Genomic DNA, 25,293 nt, shown 5'->3' with positions numbered 1-25,293 from the left:
GTCGGCGGTTTCTCGCCCATTTTTTCCGTTCGCGTGGACCAAAATCGGTTTTTCGGATATGTCCCCGATGCTGTGACTTTCGCGGTTGCAGCATTTTGGCAATACCAGGAACCCATTTGATGAATGTGCTGAAGATCTGGGCGGGGGCATGTGCCCTGACTGTCGCCCTCTCCAGCGGCCTTGCGGCCGAAGTCAGTGTGAGCCAGTCGAACGATCCGACCGCCCCTATCGACGCCCGCCTCGCCCAGCTTCTGGGACAGGAACGTGCCGGCCTTGCCCTTGTCGAGGGTTCGAGGCTTGCCGGTCTGGTCGCAGAGCCGCAGAAGACTGCAAAACGCCCGCTCTTCGCTGCTGTCGCCTCCACCAATGCGCCGACCCGCGCCGCAGCCCGCAAGGCCACCGAAGGGGCGCCGCGCGTCACCGATCCGATGTGGCTGGCTGCGCAGCCGGCCCCCAAGGGTGACCAGCAGTTCCGCTGTCTTGCTACCGCGCTCTATTTCGAAGCCCGTGGCGAGAGCCTGCACGGGCAGGCCGCCGTCGCCGAGGTGATCCTGAACCGTGTCGAGGCGCGGACCTATCCCAACAGCATCTGCGGCGTCGTCAACCAGGGCGGCAAGGGCGGCTGCCAGTTCTCCTATACCTGCGACGGCAAGCCCGAAACCATCGGCGACCGCCGTGCCTGGGACGTGGCCGGGCGGATCGCGCGGGCGATGCTGGACGGTGCGCCGCGCGAGCTGACGCAGGGGGCCACCCATTTCCACACGCCGGCCGTGAACCCGAAATGGGCGCGCAGCTTTACACGCACCGCCAAGATCGGCTCGCATATCTTCTACCGCGAACCGATGCGCGTGGCCTCGGCTGCCCCGGCACAAGTCGCGACGGCCACGGCGCCGCTGCGCCAAAGCGCCCGGACCAAGCAGGACTGATCCGGGGGTCGCTGCTGGCCGCCGGGTGACGCCTTCGGGCTTTCGCCTGCCCGCCGCGGCGGTATATATCGGCCGACCCTGACAAAGGCCCCGACATGACCGATATCCGCCTGGCCTTCGCCCATCCCGAAGAGCGCGCCGAAGCCTCGGCCGGGGCCGATCCTCGTGACCGGATCAGCCTGCGCGATCACATCGTGGAGGCGGACATTGGCGCGTTCCAGCAGGAGCGCGGCCAGACGCAGCGCCTGCGCTTCAATTTGGTGGTGGAGGTGCGCCCGCAGCAGGCGCCGCTGGCGGACGATGTGGACCGGATCCTGTCCTATGACCATCTGACCGAATCCATTCAGGCGGAACTTGCCGCCGAACGGCTCAACCTGCTGGAGACGCTGGCCGAGCGGGTGGCCGAGCGGGTGTTGTCGGTGCCGCAGGCGATGCGGGTCTTCGTGCGGATCGAGAAGCTGGACCGCGGCCCCGGCGCGCTTGGGGTGGAAATCGTGCGCTCGCGTGCCGCGGTGCCGCTGCGCGCGACCCATGCCGACGGGACCGAGGCCGCGCTGCATCCGCGGGTGGTGTTCCTGTCGAACGCCGCGATTGCCGCGCCGGACCTTGCCGCGCGGCTCGATGCGCTGGAGGCCAGCGGCCAGCCGGTGATCCTGACCGTGGGGCCTGCGGATGTGCCACCCCCCGCTTCGAACCACGGGCCGACGCAGCGCCGCATCGACCTGCTGGCCATCGAGCAGAACGCCTGGGTGCTGGCGGCGCGCGACCGGCGCTGCGTGGTGGTGGCGACGCGGACGGAAATCGACTGGGCGATGAAGCACCGGCAGATGATCGTCTGGGCGCCGTCGAAGATCGTGCTGGATGCGGTGGACGGGCCGAAGGCGCCGGCCCGCGATGCGGTTGCGCTGGCGCTGTGGCTGGCCGAGATGCTGGCGGCGGATGGGCTCGACGTTCACGGCGATGTTTCGGTTCCGGCAGGAAGCCGCGTGCCGGTGACGCGGGTGCCCGCCTGACCGCTTGCCAAGCCGGGCGCGATGCGCTGAATGGCGCAATGACGATGTATTACCGACCGATTGCTGAGACCGACGCCGCCCGCCCGCCGGGGGCCCTGACCCTGGCCGGGGGCTGGTGCTGGTTCGACCGGGTCGAGGTGCTGAGCCGTGAGGGCTCGCAGGGCCTCATCGCCGCGTCTGACCTGCCGGGTGAGGTGCAAGAGCGCCTGACCGCCCCGCGCCCGGCGCTGGCCGGGCTGGCGATGGACCGCCCGCAGGTGATGGGCATCCTGAACGTGACGCCGGACAGCTTTTCCGATGGCGGCCGGTTCCTCGCGCCCGAAGCGGCGCTGGCCCGCGCCCGCAAGATGCAGGCCGAGGGGATGGCGATCCTCGATATCGGGGGCGAGTCGACGCGGCCCGGCGCGCCCGAGGTCTCGCCGGCCGAAGAGCTGGCCCGCACCGGCCCGGTGATTGCGGCGCTGCGCGATGGCGGTTTCGCGCTGCCGGTGTCGATCGACACGCGCAAGGGCGCGGTGGCGGCGGTGGCGCTGCAGGTCGGCGCCAATCTGGTCAATGACGTCTCGGGACTGGAGTTCGACCCGGCCTTGGCGGGGGTGGTGGCCGATGCCGGCGCGCCGGTCTGCCTGATGCACAGCCAGGGCACACCGGCGACGATGCACCTCGACCCGCGCTACGGCGATGTGTTGCTGGACGTCTATGACGCGCTGGCCGCGCGCGTGGCGGCGGCGGAAGCGGCGGGCATTCCCCGCGCGCGCATCTGCATCGACCCCGGCATCGGCTTTGGCAAGACGCTGCAGCACAACCTGACGCTGCTGCGCGGGCTGTCGCTGTTTCATGGCCTTGGCTGCCCGATCCTGCTGGGGGTGTCGCGCAAGCGGTTCATCGGCAGCATCGGCGGGGCAGAGCGGGCCGAGGACCGCGCCCCCGGCACGCTGGCGCTGACGCTGGCGGGGCTGGCGCAGGGGGCGCAGATCCACAGGGTTCATGATGTGGCCGAGGTGACGCAGGGCATCCGGCTTTGGCAGGCATTGCAGATGGGATACAGTGAATGACACGCAATCTGTTCGGCACAGACGGGGTGCGCGGCACCGCCAACACCTATCCGATGACCGCCGAGATGGCGCTGCGGCTTGGCGCGGCGGCGGGGCGCTGGTTCCGCACCGACGGGCGCAACGGGCACCGGGTGGTGATCGGCAAGGACACGCGCCTGTCGGGCTACATGCTGGAAAACGCGCTGACGGCGGGCCTCACCTCCACCGGGATGAACGTGCTGCTGCTAGGGCCAGTGCCGACGCCGGCGGTGGGGTTCCTCACCCGCTCGATGCGGGCGGATCTGGGGATCATGATTTCCGCCAGCCACAACCCGGCGCATGACAATGGCATCAAGTTCTTCGGCCCAGACGGGTTCAAGCTGTCGGACGAGGTGGAGGCCGAGATCGAGGCGGCGCTGGCCGGTGAGATCCGGCTGGCGCAGCCCGAGAATATCGGGCGGGCCAAGCGGGTGGATGGCGGGCTGGCGCGCTATGTCGAATATGCCAAGACCACATTTCCGCATCGGGGCCGGCTGACGGGCCTCAAGGTGGTGGTGGATTGCGCCAATGGCGCCGCCTACCGCGCCGCACCCGAGGTGCTGTGGGAGCTGGGGGCCGAGGTGATCCCGGTCGGCGTGTCGCCCAACGGCACCAATATCAATGACCGCTGCGGGTCGACCTATACCCAGACCGCCGCCGAGGCGGTGGTGGCGCATGGCGCGGATCTGGGTATCAGCCTTGACGGCGATGCCGACCGGGTGATGATCCTCGACGAGACCGGCCGGGTTGCCGATGGCGACCAGATCATGGCGCTGCTGGCGGCGCGGTGGGCCGAGGCGGGGCGGCTGAAGGGCGGGGCGCTGGTCGCCACCGTGATGTCGAACCTGGGGCTGGAGCGGTTCTTGCAGGGCCGCGGGCTGCGGCTGGAACGCACCGCGGTCGGGGATCGCTATGTGGTGGAGCGGATGCGCGAGGGCGGTTTCAACCTTGGCGGTGAGCAGTCGGGGCATATCGTGATGACCGATTATGCGACGACAGGGGACGGGCTGATCGCTGGCTTGCAGTTTCTGGCGGCGATGGCCGAGACCGGGCAGCCGGCCTCGGCGCTGGTGCGGCAGTTCGAGACGGTGCCGCAGATGCTGAAGAACGTGCGCTATCAGGCGGGGCAGGAGCCGCTGGCCAGTGCCGGGGTCCGGCGGGTGATCGCCGAGGCCGAGGCGGCGCTGCAGGGACAGGGGCGGCTGCTGATCCGCAAGTCGGGGACCGAGCCGCTGATCCGGGTGATGGCGGAATGCGAGGATGAGGCCTTGCTGGCCCGTTCGGTCGAGGGGATCGTCGCCGCCCTCGAAAGGGCGGCGTAGATCAGGCGCGGGCCTCGGCCGCCAGCGCCCGGCGTTCCTTCACCCGGTCATGCAGCCATGCCACGGCATAGAGTGGCAGGATGCTGGTCAACAGAAGGATGTTCGCCAGCATCGGCTCCAGCGGCTCTCGGTCCTGCGCCCAGAGCGACAGGGCATAGACCACGAGGATATGCGCCGCGAAGATCTGCAGCGAGTGCTCGCCGAGCCGCACCAGCGCGTTCCGGGTGAACAGCCAGCCGATGAAGCGCCCGACCAATGCAAGGCCGGGCCACTCACTTGAGGGGCCAGCCACGACCAGCCAGGTGACGAGGTAGAGGTTCACCGCGAAGGCCACGACATAGATGATGTGAAGGTTGCCGCGGTCGATCGAGGCAAAGGCGATGCGGCGCCAGCCGTCGCTGCCCCAGCCGCTATAGGCCATCACGTCGAACACGCCGAGGATCAGGTAGGCCGCCAGCGCGATCCAGAACACCTGCTGCATGGCGGGCGTCTTCAGCCGGTCCAGATTCAGCTGCCGGTTGGCGACAAGCCAGCCGATCCACAGGCCCGCAACGAACAGCGCCTGCCAGCCGAAGATGTTGAAATAGATGCCGATGTTGAACGGATGCCCGGCATTGGCCGCCGCCGCCTCGACCGGCAGTTGCAGAAGGTCCGGCCAGCCGGTCTGGGCCAGCAGCCACAGCGCGATGGAGCCGGCCAGCACAACCGGCGCGCGCCCCGTATGGAACATGACCAGCACGGCGGGCGTGGCGATCATGAAGAACAGATACATCGGCAAGATGCCCATATGCATGGTGCCGGTCAGAAGGAACAGCGAGGCGAGGGTAAAGACGAACGGCTCCTCGGCCTGCTGGCGCAGGATGTCGGCCTGAAGGCCGATCAGCGGCAGCAGCAGCGCGCAGGCGAGGAAGAACAGGATCAGCGCCGCGTGATAAGTGTAGATGGTGCGGATCCGGGCGCCGATGCCCTCGCGCATCGAGGCCTCGCCCTTGCGCAAGAGGCGCCGGGCATAAACCAGCGCCACGACGAGGCCCGAGATGAACACGAAGCCCTGCGCATCCTCGACCCAGCCGAAATAATGGTGGTTCCATTTGCCAAGCGGCGCGCTGAGATACGCGTTCGCATGGGCGATCATCATGAACAGGAGGAAGAACCCCCGGAATCCGTCCAGAATTGCAAGCCGCATGTCGGCAATCCTTATGTCGTGTTGGGCCGGGCAAAGGCGGGGATGCGGCCTGCGCAGGGATTGCGCGGGCCGGCAGCCAGCTGGGTCTATGCACGGATGCTCGCAAGCAAAAGCCGCAAAGGGGCGCTTCGGTTCCCGCCCGGTCGGCAATCGGCCGGATGTTGCCCCGGCTGCGGCAGGAACCCGCCGGGCCCATGCAAAAGGGCGCCCAAGGGGCGCCCTTTCAGGTCTTGCGTTCCGGGCCGGCTTAGTTGCGGGCCTTGTCGACCATCTTGCCCTTGGAGATCCAGGGCATCATCGCGCGCAGCTTTTCACCGACCTTCTCGATCTGGTGCTCGTCATTGATGCGGCGGGTGGCCTTGAAGAACGGCTGGCCGACGGCGTTTTCCTGCATGAAGTCGCGCACGAACTTGCCGGTCTGGATGTCGGTCAGCACGGCCTTCATGCGGGCCTTGGTCTCCTCATAGGGCAGGATCCGCGGGCCGCTGACATATTCGCCATATTCGGCGGTGTTGCTGATCGAATAGTTCATGTTGGCGATGCCGCCCTCATAGATCAGATCGACGATCAGCTTCACTTCGTGCAGGCATTCGAAATAGGCCATTTCCGGCTCGTAGCCGGCTTCGACCAGGGTTTCGAAGCCCATGCGGATCAGCTCGACCAGGCCGCCGCAGAGCACGGCCTGCTCGCCGAACAGGTCGGTTTCGCATTCCTGGCGGAAGTTGGTCTCGATGATGCCCGACCGGCCGCCGCCGATGCCGGAGCAATAGGACAGGCCGAGTTCCATTGCCTTGCCCGAGGCGTCCTGATGCACGGCCACGAGGCAGGGCACACCGCCGCCCTTGGTATATTCGCCGCGCACGGTATGGCCGGGGCCCTTGGGCGCCATCATGATGACATCGACGCCCGGCTTCGGCTCGATCAGGCCGAAATGCACGTTGAGGCCGTGGGCGAAGGCGATGGCGGCGCCGTCCTTCAGGTTGTCATGCACGTATTTGCGGTAGGTGTCGGCCTGCAGCTCGTCGGGCATGGTGAACATGATCAGGTCGCACCAGGCGGCGGCTTCGGCGATGCCCATGACCTTCAGGCCTTCGGCTTCGGCCTTCTTCGCGGAAGGCGAGCCCTCGCGCAGCGCGACGACGAGGTTCTTGGCGCCGGAATCGCGCAGGTTCAGCGCATGGGCATGGCCCTGGCTGCCATAGCCGAGGATGGCAACCTTCTTGTCCTTGATCAGGTTGATGTCGCAGTCACGGTCATAATACACACGCATTGGGGCGTCCTTTCAGGAGGTGATGCGGGGATCATAGGCGGTGGTGCGATGTGCGGGCTGCAAAGTTTGACGAATGCGCGGGGTTCTGGCAAAGATCATGCGCCGAAACAGCGATATGTGAAAAATGTCTGCAGACGATACCGACCGCCGCATCCTGCGCCATTTGCTGGCCGATCCGATGCTGTCCACCGCCGACCTTGCCGGGCGGGCGGGGGTGACCACCGCGACTTGCTGGCGGCGGCTGGAGCGGCTGCGCAGCGAGGGCATCCTGCGCGGGCAGGAGGCGGTGATCGACTGGCGCGCGCTTGGTTACGGCGTGGAGGTCAGCCTGCGCTTCACGCTCGATAAGACCGATCCGCGGGCCTTTGACGACTTCATCGCCGCCGCGCGCGAGGTGCCCGAGGTGATCGGGATCGAGACCTTCCTGGGCCGCGTCGATGTGCGGCTGAACGTGATCGCCCGCGACATGGCCCAGTATCAGGAGATCTACCGCCGCCGCATCCTGACCCTGCCGCATATCGCCGATATCGAGGCGCTGATGCTGATTGCGACCATCAAGGAGGCGGAGAGTTTGCCGTTGTGAGTGTGGCCGGCCGCTGGGGAGGACGCTGCCCTCCCCAGACCCCACCCGGGATATTTCAGCCAGCAAGAAGATGATGCCGGAGAGAACGATGATCGACCTGGATGATATCGACCGGGCGCTTTTGCGGGCGTTGTCGGCGGATGCCACGCAAAGCGCGGGGGCGCTGGGGCGGCGCCTTGGGCTGAGCCAGCCCGGCGCCTGGCGGCGGATCCGGCGGCTGGAGGAGGCGGGGATCCTGAGGGGGCAGCGCGTGGTCTTGAACCGCGAGGCGCTTGGCTTCGGGGTGACGGTGTTCCTGGGGATCAAGCTGGCGACCAAGGGCCGCGTCAGCCTCGATGATTTCGAGCGGGCGGTGACGGCGATCCCCGAGGTGCAGGTGGTGCAGCATGTGCTGGGGCTGTTCGACTACCGCCTGCGGGTGGTGGCGCGCGACATCGCCGATTTCGAGCGGGTGCTGCGGCGGCGGATCATGACGCTGCCGGGGGTGGGACAGGTGGAGGCGAATGTGCTGCTGTCGGAGGAGCGGCGGCCGGGGCCGCTGGGGTGATGTAACTGGCTTAGGCTCAGGCGGCCATCAGCACCTGCGCCTCGACCCGGGTCAGGGCGGGGCGGGACAGGCCGGCGGTGCGCTGCTGCAGGTCGGGGAAGATCGCGGCGATTTCGGCCCGGGCCTCGGCATCCAGCGCGCCAATGGCCTCGCCGCCCATATGCAGGCTTTCGGCGGGGGCGCCTTCGGCGAAGATGATCTCATGCCGGTCAAAGAGGATGTGGTAATATTCGGCGACCGCGCAGGGCTCGGACCGGACCCTCGCATCGGCGGTCAGGAACTTGGCCGCCATCAGCACCTCGCCTTCGCCGAACAGCAATTCGGCGCGGGGGCCGGTCAGCAGCATGCGGTGATTGGGTGACACCAGCAGGTCGCGGTCATTGCCAAGCGCGCCGGCGCCGATGCGGATCGGGGCGAGGGCGCCAAGCCCTGACACGCGGCTGCTGCCGATCCAGCGGATGGGTTGGGTGCCATTGTCCAGCGTCGTGACCGCGTCGCCCGCGACCAGATCCTGCACCGGAATGCGGCCGCGCGGTGTGTCGATCAGCGTGCCGCGCAGGAAGCAGATCGTCGCGTTCGAGATGGCGACGGACTGGCCACTGCCGTGATAGGTGGACTGGCCCTGGATGTAATAGAGCGTGGTGCCGGCGGGAGGCGCGGCGCCGTCGAAGGTCACGCCGACGACCGTGGTGGAGTAGCCGGTGGTGATCGAGACGCCGACCATCCGATAGGCGGTGCCATCCTCGTCGAACAGCACGACCTCGTATTCGTTCTCGACATAGACAGGGGCGGGGTTCCACCAGCGGATCGTGCTGTCCGTGGGGGTGTAGGTGGTGCCGTCGATGGTCACCTCTTCGGTCAGCCGCTGATCGGTGACGATCGACAGCAGCACCGGATCGTCCCGCAGCACGCCATCTGAATCATCGAAGCTGATCGTCACCGGCGCGGCGGTCGAGAAGGTGAAGGCAAGGTTGTCGGGCGTTTCCCAGCCGAAGGCATTGCCGTTTAGCGCATTCTCGATGGTGTTGCCGTTGCGCGTGGGCGAGCCATCCGCGTGGGTCACGGTGACATTGTCGGTAGAGATGATCTGGATCGAGGTTTGTGCCATCAATCAACGGGTTGGCCGATGATTGTGTCTGAATTGAGGCAAATTGGCTGAGATGGCGCGGGGCTGTGGTCATCGCGCCACAGCCCCTTTTGGCGTCAGCGCACCCCGAGCCCGGCGCGCATCAGCGTCTTGCGCACCGGCGCCAGCGAGTAGAGCGCGTTCAGCGCCCCGGCCCGCAGGTCGCGCAGCGGGCGCGGTTCCAGCATCGAGGCGCGGTTCAGAAGGTCGATCCCGGCGACGCGGGCCTGCACCTCGGGCCAGCGGCGACGGTGATAGGTGGCCAGCATCGCCGGCTCGCCGATCTGGCCCGGCGCGGCAGAGGCCAGCTCCAGCAGCACCCGCAGGTCCGACAGGCTCATGTTCAGGCCCTGCGCGCCGATGGGCGGCACCACATGCGCGGCCTCGGCGATCAGCGCGGTGCGCGGGCCGTCAAAGCGCGCGGCGATCTGGCTGATCATCGGCCAGAGCGGGCGGCGGGTGGCGAGGCTCAGCGGGCCGAACAGGCCGCAGCTGCGCCGCGTCATTTCCGCCTCGAACTCCGGCACCGGCAGGGCGGCGAGCCGTTCCGCCTCGGGCCCCCGCTCCATCCAGACGATGGCGGAGGAGGGCAGGCCGTCCCGGTCGGGCAGCGGCACCAGCGTGAAGGGGCCGCCCGAGCGGTGGATTTCCGTCGAGACGTTGCCATGCGGGATCGGGTGGGTGACGGCGAAGGCCAGCGCCTTCTGGCCATAGCGGGTGGTGCGGGTGGCGATGCCAAGCGCCTCGCGTACCGGGCTGTTCCGACCGTCAGCGGCCACAACCATGCGGGCGTCGATCTGGCTGCCGTCGGTCAAGGTGACGATGGCGCCGCTTTCCCGCGCGACCATGCTGGCAAAGCCGGTGCCGGGGCGAAAATCGACATTGGGCATGTCTGCCAGCCGCGCCACCATCTCGCGCCGCAGCAGCCAGTTGGGCAGGTTCCAGCCAAAGGGCTGGTCGGAGATATCGGCGGCATTGAAATCGCGGGTGATGCGGGCCTGCGGTTCGGCCCCGCCGGCATCGACGATGCGCATCACCTGCAGGGGCGTGGCGAAAGGCTCCAGCCGGTCCCACAGACCCGCCGCTTGCAGCACCGGGATCGAGGGCTGCAGGAAGGCGGTGGTGCGCAGGTCGGCCCCGGCCTCGGTATCGCTGGTGACGGGCGGCGCGGGATCGACGCAGGTGACGCGGAAGCCCGCCGCGCCAAAGGCCGCCGCAGCGGTCAGTCCGGCGACGCCGCCGCCGGAAATCAGGATGTCAGTCGCGTCATGTGCCATGGTCGGGCCCTCCTGACCGCTGATCTAGCGCGGCGGGGGCGGGCTGTCCAAGCGGCAATGGGTCGCCGCTGTTACCCGAGCGTGATCATGATCAGCACGACGAAGACCAGCGGCACGGCGAGAGTGGCGATAAGGCCAATCGCGGGAAGGCCCCAGGTCAGCCCTGCAATGCCGATGAGGGCGACCACAAGCAGCAGGGCAAGCCAAATGCCGCCCTCGAGGCCACTGAAGCCGCGGGCGATCCAGCCGAAGATCGGGATGTTGAAATACCAGCGGCTTGGCGCGGGCGCTCGGGTGATGTCGGTCATGTGCTGCCTCCTGTTCGCGGATGGCACAATGCCTGCGCGGGGGGCGCCCGGCGATATCGCAGATTGCCGCAGTGTGGCGGCGTGCCGCAGGCGGGGTCAGCTGCCGAGCCGCGACAGGAAGCCCGCCAGATCGTCGGTGTGATGGTGGATATGCGGCGCCGGGAAGGCTTCGGGCGCGACATGGACGGTGCGCATTCCCATGGCATGTGGGGCTGTCAGGTTGCGCGGATCATCCTCGAACATCGCGCCAAGGGCGGGGTCGAGCCCGTCGATCTCGAAGATCGCCTCGAACGCCGCACGATCCGGCTTGGGGCGAAAGCCCGCATGTTCCACGCCATAGACGGCATCGAACAGGCCCGACAGCCCCCGCGCCGCCAGCACGCGTTCGGCATAGGGCGCCGAGCCGTTGGTATAGACGATCCGCCGCCCCGGCAGCGCGGCGATGCCGGCGCGCAGCGCAGGGTCCGGGGTCAGGTGGTCCATCTTGATGTCGTGCACATCGACAAGGTAGGGCGCGGGGTCGAGCCCGTGTTCGTGCATCAGCCCGGCCAGCGTGGTGCCATAAAGCTGCCAGTAATGGCGGCGCAAGCGGTCGGCCTCGGGCTTTTCGACCTTCAGCGCCTCCATGACCCAGGCCGTCATCCGAAGCTCGATCTGGTCGAAGAGCCGCGCCGAGGGGGGATAGAGCGTGTTGTCGAGGTCGAAGACCCAGTGGCTGACATGGATGAAATGCTGGGCTGGCATGGGGCGATCCTAGCCGGGGTGGAAGGGCGCTGCAACGGCTGGCAGCGGCGGGCTGCGGCGCTTCATGACTTGCCCTTGGCCGTCTGCCGCGCTTAGGGTTCCCGCTCATCGGAACCAGGGACGGGCACGGGAACGCCGGATGCAGAAAGACGCCTATACGCTGATCCTCGAGGCCATTGATGCCGGGACCTACCGCCCGGGCGACCGGCTGGTAGAATCAGAGCTGGCCGAGCGCTTTGGCGTGTCGCGCACCCCGATCCGCGAGGCGCTGCAGCGGCTGGAGACGCAGTCGATGCTGACGCGCGACGGGCGCAGCCTGATCGTGGCATCGCTGGACCACAACCAGCTGGCCGAGCTGTATGTGGTGCGGGCCGAGCTGGAAGGGCTGGCCGCCCGGCTGGCCGCGCGCCATGCCAGCCCCGAGGAGACGCGGGTGCTGCGCGAGATGGTGGAGGTCGACCGGCTGCTGCTGAACGATCCCAAGGCGCTGAGCCGGGCGAACCGGCGCTTTCACAAGCTGATCCACCTCGCCTCGCACAACCGCTATCTGGTGCAGCAGCTTGACCTTGTGCATCGGTCGATGGCGCTGCTGGCCTCGACCTCGCTGGCGGCCGAGGGGCGGACCGAAACCGCGCTGGCCGAGCATGACGCCATCGTCCGCGCCATCGAGGCGCGGGATGAGGATGCGGCGCAGCTGGCGCTGAGGGCCCATATCTCGAAGGCCTTCGAGACGCGGCTGAAGCTGGATGCGGGCGAGCTGCGCTCTCGCTGACGCTCAGTGCGGGGCTTCAGTGCGGTGCGGGCTGGCGCGGTGCTGCAACCGGCGCCGGGAGGGGCACCGGACCCCGAACCGGCCTCATCGTCGGCAGTGCGAAGCGTGGCGGTGCCTCTGATGCGGCTTCATCTTCCGCGTCATGGTTGCCGTCGAACAGGCCGTGCTGGGTCTTGTCCCAGTAGAAGGGCTTCGTCACCACCTCATGCAGGGCCTTCCAGGCCGAAAGCGTGCCGAGCGGGTGATAGAGGTGCAGCGTCGGCACCCAGGGCGCCAGATGCCGGTGCTTCGGCCCGCGCACCGCCCAGAGGCCGCACAGGATGTTTACCGCTTCCGAGCCGAGGAACAGCGCGGTCATCGCCGGCAGCATCCAGCCGGGCAGGGCGGCGGCGAAGCTATGCGGCAGGCCGAGCGCCAGCACCCAGAAGGTCCAGAGCAGCGGCGCCAGCAGGGATTGGGTCAGCGAGCCGAGGAACATCACCTGAAAGCCGAACATCCGCCAGGCCCCGAGCTCGCGCCACAGGCGCGCGGGATTGCGCATATGCACACCCCAGGTCATCGCATAGCCCTTCTGCCAGCGCGAGCGTTGCTTGACCCAGTGCAGCGCCCGGCAATTTGCCTCTTCGCCGGTGACGGTGTCGATCAGCTCGGTCCGGTAGCCGCGGCGGGCAAGGCGCAGGCCGAGATCTGCATCCTCGGTGACGTTATGCGCGTCCCATCCGCCCAGATCCTCCAGCGGCCCGCGGCGGAAAAACAGGGTCGTGCCCCCCAGCGGCACCACCAGCCCCAACCGGGCGATGCCGGGCAGCACCACGCGGAACCAGCTGGCATATTCGACGGTGAAGCAGCGCGAGAGCCAATTGGTGCGCGGATTGTAGAAATCAAGAATGCCCTGCAGGCAGACCACATCCTCGGGCGCTTCGGCAAAGCGGCGCACGACCTTGTGGATCTGGTCGGCATCGGGCGCATCCTCGGCATCATAGACGCCGATGATGCTGCCGCGGCAGAAGTTCAGCGCGAAGTTGAGCGCGCGCGGCTTGGTCTTGATCGGGCCCTGCGGCACCACCACCACCCGCATCCAGTGCGGCAGCACCGCCCCGGCGAGGGCGGTGCGGGTGACGTCATCCTCTTCCTCGACCACCAGCAGCACGTCGAGCAGTTCCTTGGGATAGTCGAGCCGGCCGAGCCGCTGCACCAGCCGGGGGGCGATGTCATGCTCGCGGAACATCGGCACCATGATCGACACCATCGGCAGCCGGTCCGGCCGACCGCGGCGGGCGGGCAGGAGGGGTAGCACGCCTTCCGGCATCGGCTCTGCCCCGCGGCCCGCCAGCGCCCTGGGGCGCAGCATCACCAGCAGCGCCGCCAGCTTCAGCCCCTGCGCCAGCACCAGCGTGACCAGCGTCCAGGCCAGCAGCGCCCCCAGCACCAATACCGGCGCCAGCAGCAGCGCGGCGGCGAGCATCACCAGCAGCGCCAGCGCCACCCGCGCGCTGCGCGCGGCATCCGCGCCGCGGCAGCTGAGGTCGGCCGGCACCTGCGCTTCGGCCTTGCGCACCAGCCGGGTCTGGCGGGTCGCCAGCAGCGCCGCGTGAATGTCACGCTCTGGTGCCAGTGCCATGGCACAGGGGCCGAATTCCGCCGTCAGCTGCGGCAGCAGCGCCTGAAATGCATCGGGCCGGGCGGTGGCGATCACGGTGGCGCCGCCCGCCCGGCGCCAGGGCAGCACCGCCGCGCGCAGGCAGGTCTCGGCCCCCAGCCGGTCCACCAGCCGCGGATCGGGGCGCTGGCCGATCAGGTCCAGCGCCTCGGCGCCCCATTGCGCCGCCAGCGCCGCCATCAGGTCGGCCTCTGACACCCAGCCATGCGCCTGCAGGATATCGCCAAGCGGCTGATCCTGCCGGCCCCGCATCGCCACGGCGCGCAGCAGGTCGCCGGGATCGACCGCCCCCATCTCCAGCAGGATCTGGCCAAGCGGAGTGCGCTCTCGCACCGGGCGGCGGGGGACGCCGCGCAGCTGTGCTGCCACGTCCGCGGCGGGCGCGGCGGCGCTTGGGACGAGGCGAAGATGCAGGTTCTGCGACATGGCGGCCCGGTTGCATTCGGCCCGGCCAGCTTTGCCGCAGATTGGTTAACAGGGCGTTAAGCCATTTGCGGCAAACGCAAAACCCCGCGGCGCTGCCACGGGGCCTTGAGGGTATCGGGGGGTCGGGTCAGGCGGCGCGGTTCTTGCGCATCGCCTCGGCGAACCGTTCGAACAGGTAGTAGCTGTCCTGCGGGCCGGGGCTGGCCTCGGGGTGATACTGCACCGAGAACACCGGGCGATCCGCCATGCGGATCCCGCAGTTGGATCCGTCGAACAGGCTGACATGGGTTTCCATCACGCCTTCGGGCAGGGTCTGGCTGTCCACGGTGAAGCCGTGGTTCATGCTGGTGATCTCGACCTTGCCGGTTTCCATGTCCTTCACGGGATGGTTGGCACCGTGATGGCCGTGGTTCATCTTGATGGTCTTGGCGCCAAGCGCCAGCGCAAGCATCTGATGGCCAAGGCAAATCCCGAAGAGGGGGATGTTCCGCTCCAGAATGCCGCGGATCGCGGGCACCGCATAGGCGCCGGTGGCGGCCGGATCGCCGGGGCCGTTCGACAGGAACACGCCCTCGGGGTTCAGCGCCATCACCTCTTCGGCGGTGGCACTCGCGGGCAGCACGGTCACGTCGCAGCCCGCCGAGGCGAGGCAGCGCAGGATGTTGCGCTTCGCGCCATAGTCGATGGCGACGACCTTCATGCCGGGCTCGGTGCGCGGCTGGTAGCCCTGCGGCCAGGCCCACCGCATCTCGTTCCAGCGATAGGATTGCGCGCAGGTCACGTCCTTGGCGAGGTCGAGCCCAACCAGACCCTGCCAGGCGCGGGCCTTGGCGACGAGCCGGGCGAGGTCGAAATTCCCTTCGGGATCATGGGCGAGCGCCACATGCGGGGCGCCTTGCTGGCGGATCGCGCGGGTCAGGCGGCGGGTGTCGAGCCCGCCGATGCAGATGCGGCCGCGCTTTTCCAGCCAGGCGACCAGATCGCCGGTCGCGCGCCAATTCGACGGCTCTGTCGGGTCCCATTTCACCACCATGCCGGCGGCGACGGGGTCTGCGGTCTCGTCATCCTCGTCCGTCACGCCGGTATTGCCGATATGGGGGAAGGTGAAGGTCACGACTTGCCCGGCATAGGAAGGGTCGGTCATGATCTCCTGATAGCCGGTCATGGCGGTGTTGAAGACAAGCTCGGCCACCGTCTCGCCGGTGGCGCCGAAGCCGGTTCCGTAGAACACGGTGCCATCCGCAAGCGCGAGGCAGGCGGTCGGTTTCGGTGTTGGCTGATGGCTGGCGGACATGGCGCGACTCCCCGGGCCTTAAATCCCGCGGAACCTACGGGGGCGGGCGGGCAGGGTCAAGGGTTGGCGCGGGGGCAGGTTTGCATTTCGCAAACGTGAAGGGAATCAAGGGTTTGCTGCGTTGCGGCTTGGTTGTGCCGCGCTGGCGAAGCGGGTAGAATGCAAGGCTGGAACCTCATGGGGATGGGAAATCGGATGAACATGCGCGACCGGATCGGTTCGGCACTGAAGGATGCGATGCGGGCGAAGGAGGCTGACCGGCTTTCGACGCTGCGGCTGATCAATGCCGCCATCAAGGACAAGGACATCGCGCTGCGCGGCGAGGGCGGCGGCGAGCAGGGGGTGGCCGACAGCGATATCCTGGCGATCCTCGGCCGGATGGTGAAGCAACGGCAAGAGAGCGCGCGGGCCTATGAAGAGGGCGGGCGGCTGGAGCTGGCCGAGAAGGAACTGGCCGAGATCAAGGTGATCGAGGAGTTCCTGCCGCGGCAGCTGACGGCGGAGGAGGTGGCAGCCGCCATCGACGCTGCGGTGGCCGAGACCGGGGCTGCCAGCATCCGCGACATGGGCAAGGTGATGGCGGCGCTGAAGGCGCAGTACACCGGCCAGATGGATTTCGCGGCGGCCGGGGCTGCGGTGAAGGACCGTCTGGGGTGACTTCTATGCCCTTGGCGGCATCTGGAAGGCGTATGGAACCCATACAGACGTTATACATATGATCTTGCGGCCTAGTGACTGGCTGGGTGAGGGCCGCCGGGAACACCGGCGGCCCTTTTGCCGTTACCCTGCCATCACCAACCATGGAGGCAGCAATGCCGGCGAAATCCAAGGCACAGCAGAAGGCGGCGGGCGCGGCGCTGTCAGCCAAGCGCGGCGAGACGCCGAAGTCGGATCTGAAGGGCGCATCGAAGGGGATGGAGACGTCGATGACCGAAAAAGAGCTCGAGGATCTGGCGGAGACCAGGCGCAAGGGGCTGCCGGAGAAGAAGAAGGACTGACACAGGCGAGCGGCGGACAAGGGGCCGAGCGTCTGCCTCACACGGCAGCAGAGGGGGGGGGGCGCAGCCCGGAATTTCGGCCGCCCGTGAAACTCTGAGGTGCCCTTCCCCTCGAAACGTATCCCGTGGCGGGCCCATACGTGCCCTCCGGGGCAGGACCATCAGAATTCGGCACTGCCGCAGCAGGCCGCGCCCTCCGTTTGCCCTGCGGCCCCGCGCCTTCGGGCAACCGGCGCGGTCGGCACCTCCTGCGCTGGCCCCCGCCGAAACCCCCTTGCCCCGACCTCGCCGCCCTTGCTATCCTGCCCGTGGTCGGCAGTTCCCGAGGCGTCGCTGTCCCGCAAGGGCAAGCTAAACCTGCCACAGGCATAGCAGCCGCAGACAGACCTGTCCCGCGCCGCGCCCGCAAGTCAGCGACCACGGCACATCCGGCGCCAACAGGATCTTGTCATGACCCGCACACCGATACCGCTGACCGTTGCCGACCTGTCCAGCTTTGCCCGCCATCTGGGGGCCGGAATCAAGGAGCGGGGCGCGCCCTCGCATCTGGAACTCCTGAACATGCTGGCCCGCGCCGCCGGGCTGCGCAATTACCAGCATCTGCGCGCGATCAGCGCCGCAGAGCTGCGGCTGGGGGCCGAGGCCCCGCCGCAGGTCGATCATGCGCAGGTGGAGCGCGCCTTGCGCCACTTCGATGGCGGCGGGGGGCTGGCGCAATGGCCCTCGCGCCGGCAGGTGCAGATGCTGTGCCTCTGGGCGCTTTGGGCGGGGCTGCCGCCCGGCGAGTCGCTGGGGGAACGGCAGGTGAGCGCGCTGCTGAACGGGCTGCATGGGTTTGGTGATGCCGCCTTGTTGCGGCGCGAGTTGATCGGGATGGGGGTGGTCACGCGCAGCCCGGGCGGGCTCGACTATCTTCGCCGGGAAGTTGCGCCGCCTGCCGAGGCGCGCGAGCTGATCCGGCGGGTTGCGGCGCGGCGGAAGTCTGGCGCCTTGAGGGTAGGGAAGACATGAACACCCACAAGGGATCTTGCCTCTGCGGCGCTGTGCGCTTCGAGGTGGCGGGCGATCTGGCGCCGGCCGATGCCTGCCATTGCACGATGTGCCGCAAGCTGTCGGGGCACTACTTCGCCTCGACCGATGTGCCGCGGGACCGGCTGACCGTGCAGGGGAACGATGCGGTCAGATGGTATCAGTCGTCCGAGAAGGTGCGGCGCGGCTTCTGCGGGACCTGCGGGGCGCAGCTGTTCTTCGATCCGCCGCACCGGGACTCCATCGCCGTGGCGATGGGCGCGTTCGAGGGCGCGACTGGCACGCATCTGCACCTGCATATCTTCGTGGCCGACAAGGGCGACTATTACGAGATCGCCGACGGGCTGCCACAGAACCCGCAGTAGCGGCTGGCCTTCACCCCCCCGCTTTCCGCTTCTTGCTGGCAGAAATATCCCACGGGGGTCCGGGGGTGTGAAACCCCCGGCGCTCGGCCACTGGCGCTCCGCCTCCGGTCAGCGCAGCCCCGCCAGCATCTCGCGCAACTCGCCATGCAGCGCCACGCGTTCCTCTTGCGCGAGGAAGGCCCCAAGCTCCACCTCGCGGCCATTGCCCTTCAGCGTCAGGTAGTCCGGCACCGGGCCGCCCCTGGGGTGCAGATGCAGGCTGACCCAATAGGGATTGGCCTGCCATTCCTTCTGGGTGCCGCGGCGGTCCTGCCGGCAAAGGTCGATGCGGGCGGGAAAGAGGCGCAGCACCTCCAGCACCTCGCCGTCGCGGTAGCTGCGCTGCAGGGCCAGCCAGACGCCGCCGACCGCGATGATCAGGAAGGGCAGGATCCCCCAGAGCGCCGGCGAGCCGAGCACCGCCAGCAGCGGCAGCAGCAGCAGCGCGGCGGTGGCGGCTATGAAGATGACAAAGCCGCGGCGGGGGAGCGAGCGGTAGGGCCAGAGGTGCAGTTCGGCCAGGGGCGCGCCGCTCGCCTCGCCGATCAGGCCGGCAGCGATGGCCTCGGGGGATTGTGCCATGGGAAAGGCCCCGGATTGCTCCGGGGCCCTCTTAGGCCGGGTGACCCATTCATGCGGCATGGTCAGTGGGCGTGGTGCTTGTCCCAGTCTTCGCGCTTGGGGAGCGTTTCGAACGTATGCTCCGGCGGCGGCGAAGGCAGGGTCCATTCCAGCGTATCGGCATACTCGTTCCAGTAGTTGTTCTCGGTCACGCGGCGACCGGCGAACAGGGTGTAGAACACGATGCCGATGAAGAACACGAAGGACGCGAAGGAGATGAAGGCGCCGATCGAGGAGATGTAGTTCCAGAAGGCAAAGGCTTCCGGGTAGTCGATGTAGCGGCGCGGCATCCCGTTGCGGCCCAGGAAGTGCTGCGGGAAGAAGGTGAGGTTCGAGCCGATGAACATCGCCCAGAAGTGCAGCTTGCCTGCCCATTCGGGGTATTGCCGGCCCGACATCTTGCCGATCCAGAAATAGACCCCGGCGAAGATGGCGAAGACGGCGCCAAGCGACATCACGTAGTGGAAGTGCGCCACGACATAGTAGGTGTCATGGTAGACCCGGTCGACAGCGGCCTGGCTGAGCACCACGCCGGTCACGCCGCCGACGGTGAACAGGAACAGGAAGCCGAAGGCCCAGAGCATCGGCGTCTTGAACTCGATGGAGCCGCCCCACATGGTGGCGATCCACGAGAAGACCTTGATGCCGGTGGGCACAGCGATGACCATCGTCGCCAGCATGAAGTAGGACTGCTGGGTCAGCGACAGGCCGACGGTGTACATGTGATGCGCCCAGACGACGAAGCCCAGGACCCCGATCGACACCATCGCATAGACCATCGGCAGATAGCCGAAGATCGGCTTGCGGCTGAAGGTCGAGATGACATGGCTGATGATGCCAAAGCCGGGCAGGATGATGATGTAGACCTCGGGATGGCCGAAGAACCACAAGATGTGCTGGTAGAGGACCGGGTCGCCGCCGCCTTCGGGCTGGAAGAAGGTGGTGCCGAAGTTGCGGTCGGTCAGCAGCATGGTGATGGCGCCGGCGAGGACCGGCAGCGACAGCAGGATCAGCCAGGCGGTGATGAAGATCGACCAGCCGAACAGCGGCACCTTGTGCAGGGTCATCCCAGGGGCGCGCATGTTCAGGAAGGTGGTGATCATGTTGATCGCGCCGAGGATCGAGGAGGCCCCCGAGACGTGGACCGCGAAGATCGCCAGGTCCATCGAGATGGTGTCGGCGTTCTGCGTCGACAGCGGCGGATAGAGCACCCAGCCCACACCGGCGCCAAGCTGGCCATCGGACGAACCCGGGGTCAGCATCGAGGCGACGCCAAGGCTGACACCCGCGACATAGAGCCAGTAGCTGAGGTTGTTCAGCCGCGGGAAGGCCATGTCCGGCGCGCCGATCTGCAGCGGCATGAAGTAGTTGCCGAAACCGCCGAACAGCGCGGGGATCACCACGAAGAACATCATCAGAACACCGTGATAGGTGATCAGCACGTTCCACAGATGCCCGTTCGGGGTGCATTCGGAGGCCGCGTCGGCGAAGAAGCGCGCGCCTTCGAGGCACATGTATTGCACGCCCGGCTCCATCAGCTCCATCCGCATGTAGACGGTGAAGATGACGGCAAGCAGGCCTACGAAGCCCGAGGTGAAGAGGTAGAGGACACCGATGTCCTTGTGGTTCGTGGACATGAACCAGCGCGTGAAGAACCCGCGCTGATCATGTTGCCCGTGGCCATGAATGGCTGCGTCGGCCATGTTTATCTCCCGTTCCATGCCACATGCGCGGGTCTCCCCCCCGCGGCATGTCTGCATTTGTCATAGGGCGAGTTGGGAGCCTCGGCAATCGCCGACGGGGGGGCAAGCTGCGAAAATATGCCTCACCCGCTGTGGCAAATGGTCCCGCGCTCGCGGGGAGCGCGCAAGACAAACGGCCCCGCGGGGTGGCGGGGCCGCATCACAAATCGTCCTGCGCAGGCGCAGGCCGGTTCTTACTGGACGACGGAGGCGAGGTAGGCGGTGAGGTCCGCCTGATTCTTGGCCAGCTTGAAGGTCATCTTGGTCTTGGCGGCGCTGTCGCCGGTCTTTTCGACCAGCCAGGCCTTGGGGTCGGTCATGTAGGTGGCGAGTTCCGCCTCGTCCCAGACCAGGCCCGAAGCGCCGACGGCGGCGATGCTGTCGCTATACTTGAAGCCCTCTTGCGAGGCGACGGGCTTGCCGACGATGCCGTAGAGGTTCGGGCCGACCTTGCCGCCCTTCACGATGGCGGTGCCGTCATCGGCAACGATCTCGTGGCAGGCTTTGCACTTCTTGTATTCGGATTCGCCTTTGGCGGCGTCCTGGGCAAAGGCGGGGGTGGCGAGGGCGAGGGCGGCTAGGCCCGCGAAAAGCGGCAGTCTGTTCATGGCTTCCTCCGGTTCGGTAGCGAGTGGCACATATGCGCCGACCCCAGCCCATACCATGAGCTATGGTGTCGCATGAAGCACGCATTAAGGCGGATGCAAGAGAATGGCCCCGGGATCAGAACACCCGCGGAAAGGTCGCCGCCAGTGCCGCGTCGAGATCGGACATCGTCACCGGCAGGCCCAGATCGACGAGGCTGGTCACGCCATGCTGGCGGATGCCGCAGGGCACGATGCCGTCAAAATGGCTCAGGTCCGGTTCGACGTTGATCGAGATGCCGTGGAAGCTGACCCAGCGGCGCAGCTTGACGCCGATGGCGGCAACCTTGTCCTCGCGCACGCTGCCATCGGGGTTGGGCGCCTTGTCGGGCCGCGCCACCCAGACGCCGACGCGGCCGGCGCGGCGCTCTCCGGTCACGTTGAACTCTGCCAGCGTGGCGATCACCCAATCCTCCAGCGCGCAGACGAAGCGGCGCACGTCGCGGCCGCGGGTGTTGAGGTCGAGCATCACATAGGCCACGCGCTGGCCGGGGCCGTGATAGGTGTATTGCCCGCCGCGGCCTGCCGCGAAGACGGGGAAGCGGTCCGGTTGCACCAGATCGGCGGGGTTGGCCGAGGTGCCGGCGGTGTACAGGGCCGGATGTTCCAGCAGCCAGATCGCCTCGGACGCGGTGCCGGCAGAGATCGCGGCCACCCGCGCCTCCATCTGCGCCAGCGCTTCGGGGTAGGGGACGGGGGCCTTGCTGTGGATCCATTCGGTCATGTGCGGGCCTCCTTGGCTGGCAGACGCTGGAACTGGCAGACGCTGGAACTGGCAGACGCTGGAACTGGCGGACGGCGGGACAGGCGGACGGCGACTGGCAGATTCTGGCCGCCCGCCAGGGGCCTGCGGATTCCGGGGCAGCGCTTCGCAGATTCCGTGCTAGCCTCATGCCGCATTTGTGAACGTGAGTCCTTTTCTGGAGGAGAATTGCTATGATTGCCAAGCGGATTGCAACCACATGCCTTGCGACGGCGCTGGTGATGACGCCGGCCACCCGGGCGGCCGCGGATGCGGGCGACGCGATCCTGGGGGCCGTTGTCGGCGGCCTGATCGGCGGGGCCATCGTCAACGAGAACAACAAGAAGCGGAACGCGGCGCGCCCGCAGCAGGTGACGCGCAGCAGCGGCCAGACTTCGGCGCAGCGCGAGGCCAACCGCGAGACACAGGTGGCACTGAACTATTTCGGCTTCCCCGTCGGCACTCCCGATGGCTCCATCGGCCCCAAGTCGCGGGCAGCGATCAGCGAGTATCAGGCGGTTCTGGGCTATCCGCCCACCGGCCAGCTGACCGAGTATGAACGCACGCTGCTGGTCGGGTCGTATCACCGCGGCATCGCGGGCGGCGGATCGACCATGCAGCTGGCGGCGCAGAACCCGATGGGGATGCGCGGGCTGCTGGTCGCCTGGCGCGACGAGGCGGCGGGCGTGCCGCCGGTCGCCGCCGCCGTGCCGGCCCCGTTTGCGCCGGGCGGCAGCGTCGCTGCGGCGGTGGATGCCGTGGCACCGGCCCCGGCCGCGCCGGCGATGCCCTCGTTCCTGGGCGGGGTGGCGGTGCAGGCCTCGCTTGCCTCGCAATGCAACACCGTCAGCCTGACCACGGCCACCAATGGCGGCTTTGTCACCGCCGCCTCGATGACCGATCCGGGGCAGGCACTGGCCGAGCAGTTCTGCCTGGCGCGGACCTATGCGATTTCCGAGGGCGAGCAGATGGCGGCAAAGGTGCCGGGCTTCACCCCCGCGCAGATCGCCGAGCAGTGCCAAGGGTTCGGCCCCGCGATGAAGGATCAGATCGCCGGGCTGTCGCTGAAACCCGCCTCTGCGGTCCTGGGCGATGTGCAGGGCTTCGCACTTGGCACCGGGATGGCGCCGGCGCAACTGGCGGCGACCGCGAAGATCTGCCTCTCGGTCGGCTACCGCACCGACAACATGGAAGTGGCGATTGCCTCGGCACTGCTGCTGACGACCCTGGGCGAGGGCGCCTATGCCGAGCTTCTGGGCCATCACCTCGCGCAGGGCTTTGGCGCGGCGCGGCGGCCCGATCTGGCGCTTGGCTGGTATGACATGGGGCTTGGCGCGGTGCAGGGCGGGGCGACAGCGGTGTTCGCGCCGGGCCAGCCGGAGCGGACCGAGCTGATCCGCCGCGCCGCCAACGCGGTGGGCGGGCGCGCCGATCCGCTGCCGACCCCGGTGCCCGCGGCGCTGCCCAGCTTCACCGTGCCGGTGGCCCCCGCGCCCGCGCCGGTGATCGCGCCGCTGCCCGCGCCCGAGGATCAGTCGTCGCTGCAGCCGGTCGCTCCGGCCCCCGCCGTGCCGGTGATGGCGCTGGCAGAGCCTGCCGGGGTCACGGCGGCGTCCGGTTCCGGCCTGCCCGGGCCGATGAGCCTGCCGTTCTTGCTGCTGGGGAACTGACGCGGAAGGGGGCGGCGCAGCTGCTGCGCTGCCCCCCCGCACCTTCCCGAAAACCGGCCAGAGACCCCGGGCGCCGGCAAAATCGCTGCGCACGAAAAAGCCTCTTCACATCACCCGAGGCCTCGGCTAGAAGCCGTCTCACCTCACGGGGGAGACCCCGAAAGAGTGCGGTCGTGGCGGAATTGGTAGACGCGCAGCGTTGAGGTCGCTGTGGGCTAACCCCCGTGGAAGTTCGAGTCTTCTCGACCGCACCATTTTCCTTTTTCAGCGTCGGCAGTCTGCGCGTCCGTTCCGAGCGCGCTTTTGAGTTTGGCCCGCCGAAATCACTCTCGCCGCCGCCACGATTCGCGCCCCGTTCTCGCCGCGCCGGGGCGCCCGTCCATCGGCCCGGCGCCCCGGCAACGGGCGTGCGGTCCCAAGGGGCGCTGAAGGCTTGTGCGCTGTAAAAAGCCGCCCCCTGCGCGCCCCTGCCACAGGCCCGCTCCTTGCCTGCCTTGCTGCTGCCTTTCGCCGCAGCGCAGCACCGCAGCGGGGCGATTCCGTCGCTTCCGTACCCTGTGATGCCGCAATCGGGCGGTTGGGCGGCCTTGGCTTGGGCCCAATCGACAAACACCGACCCGGCGCAAAGGACATGTTGAAATGAACATGCCGATTTGCTCTGGTCAGGTGACGGGGAAACAAGACCACAAAAAGACGATGGGGAGCCCGATTTGAACGTATCCACGGCCGACGCGGCATTCGTCGAATTTGACCGGGTCCAGAAAAGCTACGACGGCGAGACGCTCGTGGTGAAGGATCTGAACCTGACCATCGCCAAGGGAGAGTTCCTGACGATGCTGGGGCCCTCGGGCTCGGGCAAGACCACCTGCCTGATGATGCTGGCGGGGTTCGAGACGGCGACGCATGGCGAGATCAAGCTGGCGGGCCGGCCGATCAACCAGGTGCCGCCGCACAAGCGCGGCATCGGCATGGTGTTCCAGAATTACGCGCTGTTCCCGCATATGAGCGTCGGCGAGAACCTCGCCTTCCCGCTGGAAGTGCGCGGCATGGGCAAGTCCGACCGCGAGGCGAAGGTGGCCCGCGCGCTCGACATGGTGCAGATGGGCGCCTTCGCCAACCGCCGCCCGGCGCAGCTGTCGGGCGGCCAGCAGCAGCGGATCGCGCTGGCCCGGGCGCTGGTGTTCGATCCGGAACTGGTGCTGATGGACGAACCGCTTGGCGCGCTCGACAAGCAGCTGCGCGAGCATATGCAGTTCGAGATCAAGGCGCTGCATGACCGGCTGGGGATCACCGTGGTCTATGTCACCCATGACCAGGGCGAGGCGCTGACCATGTCGGACCGCATCGCGGTGTTCAACGATGGCCGCATCCAGCAACTCGCTCCGCCGGCCGAGCTGTATGAGCGGCCCAACAACAGCTTCGTCGCGCAGTTCATCGGCGAGAACAACAAGCTGCCCGGCATCATCGAGGAATTCGACGACAAGAAGGCGCTGGTGCGCCTCGCCACCGGCGAGCTGATCGACGCGACGCCGGTGAACATCCGCGCCAAGGGCCAGCAGACGCTGGTCTCGATCCGCCCCGAGCGGGTGGAGTTCAAGCCCGAGATGATGCCGCCCGGCATCCACCGCATCGGCGCCGACGTGCTGGAGGTGGTCTATATGGGCGATATCTTCCGCACCCGGATGCGGGTTGCCGGATCGGAGGATTTCGTGATGAAATGCCGCAACACCATCGGCCAGCGCAAGCTGACCCCGGGCGAGCGCATCGAGATCGCCTGGCATGCCGAGGATGCAAGGGCGCTGGACCCGATGTAGCCGCCGCGCCCCCGATACCCCCCCTTGCCAGCAGCCGCAGAGCTGCAGCCCGGGGCGGAACCAAGACCAACACAAAAAACCAAGTCCAACCGGGAGAAGACC

The 25,293-nt window shown here is 67.8% G+C and carries 25 protein-coding genes and 1 tRNA gene; 14 read left to right on the top strand and 12 right to left on the bottom strand.

Features of this window, described 5'->3' with window-relative positions:
• Positions 1–119: 119 nt before the first annotated feature.
• The 4 genes from GVY41_RS13260 to glmM all read left to right on the top strand — a co-directional run bounded on the left by GVY41_RS13260 (position 120) and on the right by glmM (position 4,334).
• Positions 120–926, top strand: a complete 807-nt coding sequence (locus GVY41_RS13260; protein WP_161347279.1) for a cell wall hydrolase — start codon at positions 120–122, stop codon at positions 924–926.
• Between the two features lie 95 nt (positions 927–1,021).
• Positions 1,022–1,939, top strand: a complete 918-nt coding sequence (locus GVY41_RS13255) for a dihydroneopterin aldolase (RefSeq protein WP_161347277.1) — start codon at positions 1,022–1,024, stop codon at positions 1,937–1,939.
• Between the two features lie 38 nt (positions 1,940–1,977).
• Positions 1,978–2,994, top strand: a complete 1,017-nt coding sequence (gene folP, locus GVY41_RS13250; RefSeq protein ID WP_161347275.1) for a dihydropteroate synthase — start codon at positions 1,978–1,980, stop codon at positions 2,992–2,994.
• Positions 2,991–4,334 (top strand): phosphoglucosamine mutase, encoded by a 1,344-nt coding sequence (gene glmM / locus GVY41_RS13245; protein ID WP_161347272.1) that lies wholly within the window; start codon positions 2,991–2,993, stop codon positions 4,332–4,334. The genes folP and glmM overlap by 4 nt, the downstream gene beginning before the upstream one ends.
• A 1-nt stretch (position 4,335) precedes the next feature.
• Here glmM and GVY41_RS13240 read toward each other — a convergent pair whose 3' ends face one another.
• Together GVY41_RS13240 and ilvC are read right to left on the bottom strand one after the other, a co-directional pair.
• The gene (locus tag GVY41_RS13240) at positions 4,336–5,520 is read right to left on the bottom strand and encodes an OpgC family protein (RefSeq protein WP_161347270.1); all 1,185 of its coding nucleotides are present in this window, start codon (positions 5,518–5,520) and stop codon (positions 4,336–4,338) included.
• Between the two features lie 247 nt (positions 5,521–5,767).
• Complete coding sequence (ilvC, locus tag GVY41_RS13235; RefSeq protein ID WP_161347268.1) at positions 5,768–6,790, bottom strand: ketol-acid reductoisomerase; 1,023 nt, start codon at positions 6,788–6,790, stop codon at positions 5,768–5,770.
• 124 nt (positions 6,791–6,914) lie between these two features.
• Between ilvC and GVY41_RS13230 the strand changes: the two genes are divergently transcribed.
• A complete protein-coding gene (locus tag GVY41_RS13230) occupies positions 6,915–7,373 on the top strand; it encodes an Lrp/AsnC family transcriptional regulator (protein WP_161347266.1) in 459 nt (152 codons plus the stop codon).
• Positions 7,374–7,461: 88 nt separating this feature from the next.
• Positions 7,462–7,920, top strand: coding sequence for an Lrp/AsnC family transcriptional regulator (locus GVY41_RS13225; protein WP_161347264.1), 459 nt, complete (start codon positions 7,462–7,464; stop codon positions 7,918–7,920).
• A gap of 16 nt (positions 7,921–7,936) precedes the next feature.
• Here GVY41_RS13225 and GVY41_RS13220 read toward each other — a convergent pair whose 3' ends face one another.
• From GVY41_RS13220 to GVY41_RS13205, 4 genes are all read right to left on the bottom strand, one after another.
• Positions 7,937–9,028, bottom strand: coding sequence for a Hint domain-containing protein (locus tag GVY41_RS13220; protein ID WP_161347262.1), 1,092 nt, complete (start codon positions 9,026–9,028; stop codon positions 7,937–7,939).
• 95 nt (positions 9,029–9,123) lie between these two features.
• The gene (locus GVY41_RS13215; RefSeq protein WP_161347260.1) at positions 9,124–10,323 is read right to left on the bottom strand and encodes a UbiH/UbiF family hydroxylase; all 1,200 of its coding nucleotides are present in this window, start codon (positions 10,321–10,323) and stop codon (positions 9,124–9,126) included.
• A gap of 71 nt (positions 10,324–10,394) precedes the next feature.
• Entirely contained in the window at positions 10,395–10,631 is a 237-nt protein-coding gene (locus tag GVY41_RS13210; protein ID WP_161347258.1) for a hypothetical protein, read from the bottom strand.
• Positions 10,632–10,727: 96 nt separating this feature from the next.
• Positions 10,728–11,375, bottom strand: coding sequence for a pyrimidine 5'-nucleotidase (locus GVY41_RS13205; protein ID WP_161347256.1), 648 nt, complete (start codon positions 11,373–11,375; stop codon positions 10,728–10,730).
• Between the two features lie 139 nt (positions 11,376–11,514).
• Here GVY41_RS13205 and GVY41_RS13200 point away from each other — a divergent pair, with 139 nt between their 5' ends.
• Positions 11,515–12,147, top strand: coding sequence for a GntR family transcriptional regulator (locus tag GVY41_RS13200; protein WP_161347254.1), 633 nt, complete (start codon positions 11,515–11,517; stop codon positions 12,145–12,147).
• A gap of 16 nt (positions 12,148–12,163) precedes the next feature.
• On the opposite strand, the gene GVY41_RS13195 is transcribed toward GVY41_RS13200, so the two are convergent.
• Positions 12,164–14,233, bottom strand: a complete 2,070-nt coding sequence (locus GVY41_RS13195; protein ID WP_161347251.1) for a glycosyltransferase — start codon at positions 14,231–14,233, stop codon at positions 12,164–12,166.
• 127 nt (positions 14,234–14,360) lie between these two features.
• The gene (gene carA / locus GVY41_RS13190; RefSeq protein ID WP_161347249.1) at positions 14,361–15,527 is read right to left on the bottom strand and encodes a glutamine-hydrolyzing carbamoyl-phosphate synthase small subunit; all 1,167 of its coding nucleotides are present in this window, start codon (positions 15,525–15,527) and stop codon (positions 14,361–14,363) included.
• 195 nt (positions 15,528–15,722) lie between these two features.
• Here carA and GVY41_RS13185 point away from each other — a divergent pair, with 195 nt between their 5' ends.
• The 4 genes from GVY41_RS13185 to GVY41_RS13170 all read left to right on the top strand — a co-directional run bounded on the left by GVY41_RS13185 (position 15,723) and on the right by GVY41_RS13170 (position 17,919).
• The gene (locus GVY41_RS13185) at positions 15,723–16,184 is read left to right on the top strand and encodes a GatB/YqeY domain-containing protein (protein WP_161347240.1); all 462 of its coding nucleotides are present in this window, start codon (positions 15,723–15,725) and stop codon (positions 16,182–16,184) included.
• Positions 16,185–16,339: 155 nt separating this feature from the next.
• The gene (locus GVY41_RS13180; protein ID WP_161347238.1) at positions 16,340–16,525 is read left to right on the top strand and encodes a DUF3008 family protein; all 186 of its coding nucleotides are present in this window, start codon (positions 16,340–16,342) and stop codon (positions 16,523–16,525) included.
• Positions 16,526–16,975: 450 nt separating this feature from the next.
• The gene (locus GVY41_RS13175; protein ID WP_161656904.1) at positions 16,976–17,536 is read left to right on the top strand and encodes a DUF2087 domain-containing protein; all 561 of its coding nucleotides are present in this window, start codon (positions 16,976–16,978) and stop codon (positions 17,534–17,536) included.
• On the top strand, positions 17,533–17,919 hold the full coding sequence (locus GVY41_RS13170; RefSeq protein WP_161347237.1) for a GFA family protein: 387 nt from the start codon (positions 17,533–17,535) through the stop codon (positions 17,917–17,919). Before GVY41_RS13175 ends, GVY41_RS13170 begins: the two co-directional genes overlap by 4 nt.
• A 108-nt stretch (positions 17,920–18,027) precedes the next feature.
• On the opposite strand, the gene GVY41_RS13165 is transcribed toward GVY41_RS13170, so the two are convergent.
• The 4 genes from GVY41_RS13165 to lipB form a co-directional block, all read right to left on the bottom strand.
• Positions 18,028–18,600: a DUF2244 domain-containing protein gene (locus tag GVY41_RS13165; protein WP_161347236.1), complete on the bottom strand. Its 573-nt coding sequence runs from the start codon at positions 18,598–18,600 to the stop codon at positions 18,028–18,030.
• A 2-nt stretch (positions 18,601–18,602) separates the two neighbouring features.
• Positions 18,603–20,282 (bottom strand): cytochrome c oxidase subunit I, encoded by a 1,680-nt coding sequence (gene ctaD / locus GVY41_RS13160; RefSeq protein ID WP_161347235.1) that lies wholly within the window; start codon positions 20,280–20,282, stop codon positions 18,603–18,605.
• A gap of 233 nt (positions 20,283–20,515) precedes the next feature.
• Positions 20,516–20,929, bottom strand: a complete 414-nt coding sequence (locus GVY41_RS13155; protein ID WP_161347234.1) for a c-type cytochrome — start codon at positions 20,927–20,929, stop codon at positions 20,516–20,518.
• Positions 20,930–21,044: 115 nt separating this feature from the next.
• Positions 21,045–21,689, bottom strand: a complete 645-nt coding sequence (lipB, locus tag GVY41_RS13150; protein WP_161347233.1) for a lipoyl(octanoyl) transferase LipB — start codon at positions 21,687–21,689, stop codon at positions 21,045–21,047.
• Between the two features lie 212 nt (positions 21,690–21,901).
• Here lipB and GVY41_RS13145 point away from each other — a divergent pair, with 212 nt between their 5' ends.
• The 3 genes from GVY41_RS13145 to GVY41_RS13135 all read left to right on the top strand — a co-directional run bounded on the left by GVY41_RS13145 (position 21,902) and on the right by GVY41_RS13135 (position 25,191).
• Positions 21,902–23,377 (top strand): peptidoglycan-binding domain-containing protein, encoded by a 1,476-nt coding sequence (locus tag GVY41_RS13145; protein WP_161347232.1) that lies wholly within the window; start codon positions 21,902–21,904, stop codon positions 23,375–23,377.
• Positions 23,378–23,544: 167 nt separating this feature from the next.
• A tRNA-Leu gene (locus GVY41_RS13140) sits at positions 23,545–23,631 on the top strand.
• A 456-nt stretch (positions 23,632–24,087) separates the two neighbouring features.
• Positions 24,088–25,191 (top strand): ABC transporter ATP-binding protein, encoded by a 1,104-nt coding sequence (locus GVY41_RS13135; protein WP_161347231.1) that lies wholly within the window; start codon positions 24,088–24,090, stop codon positions 25,189–25,191.
• Positions 25,192–25,293: the final 102 nt, after the last annotated feature.

Origin of the sequence: Frigidibacter albus, from assembly GCF_009908165.1 — a bacterium.
In the GTDB taxonomy this organism is placed as follows: Bacteria; Pseudomonadota; Alphaproteobacteria; order Rhodobacterales; family Rhodobacteraceae; genus Frigidibacter; species Frigidibacter albus.
Note: the sequence above shows the minus strand (reverse complement) of the source record. Positions and strands in the feature narration are given on the sequence as shown.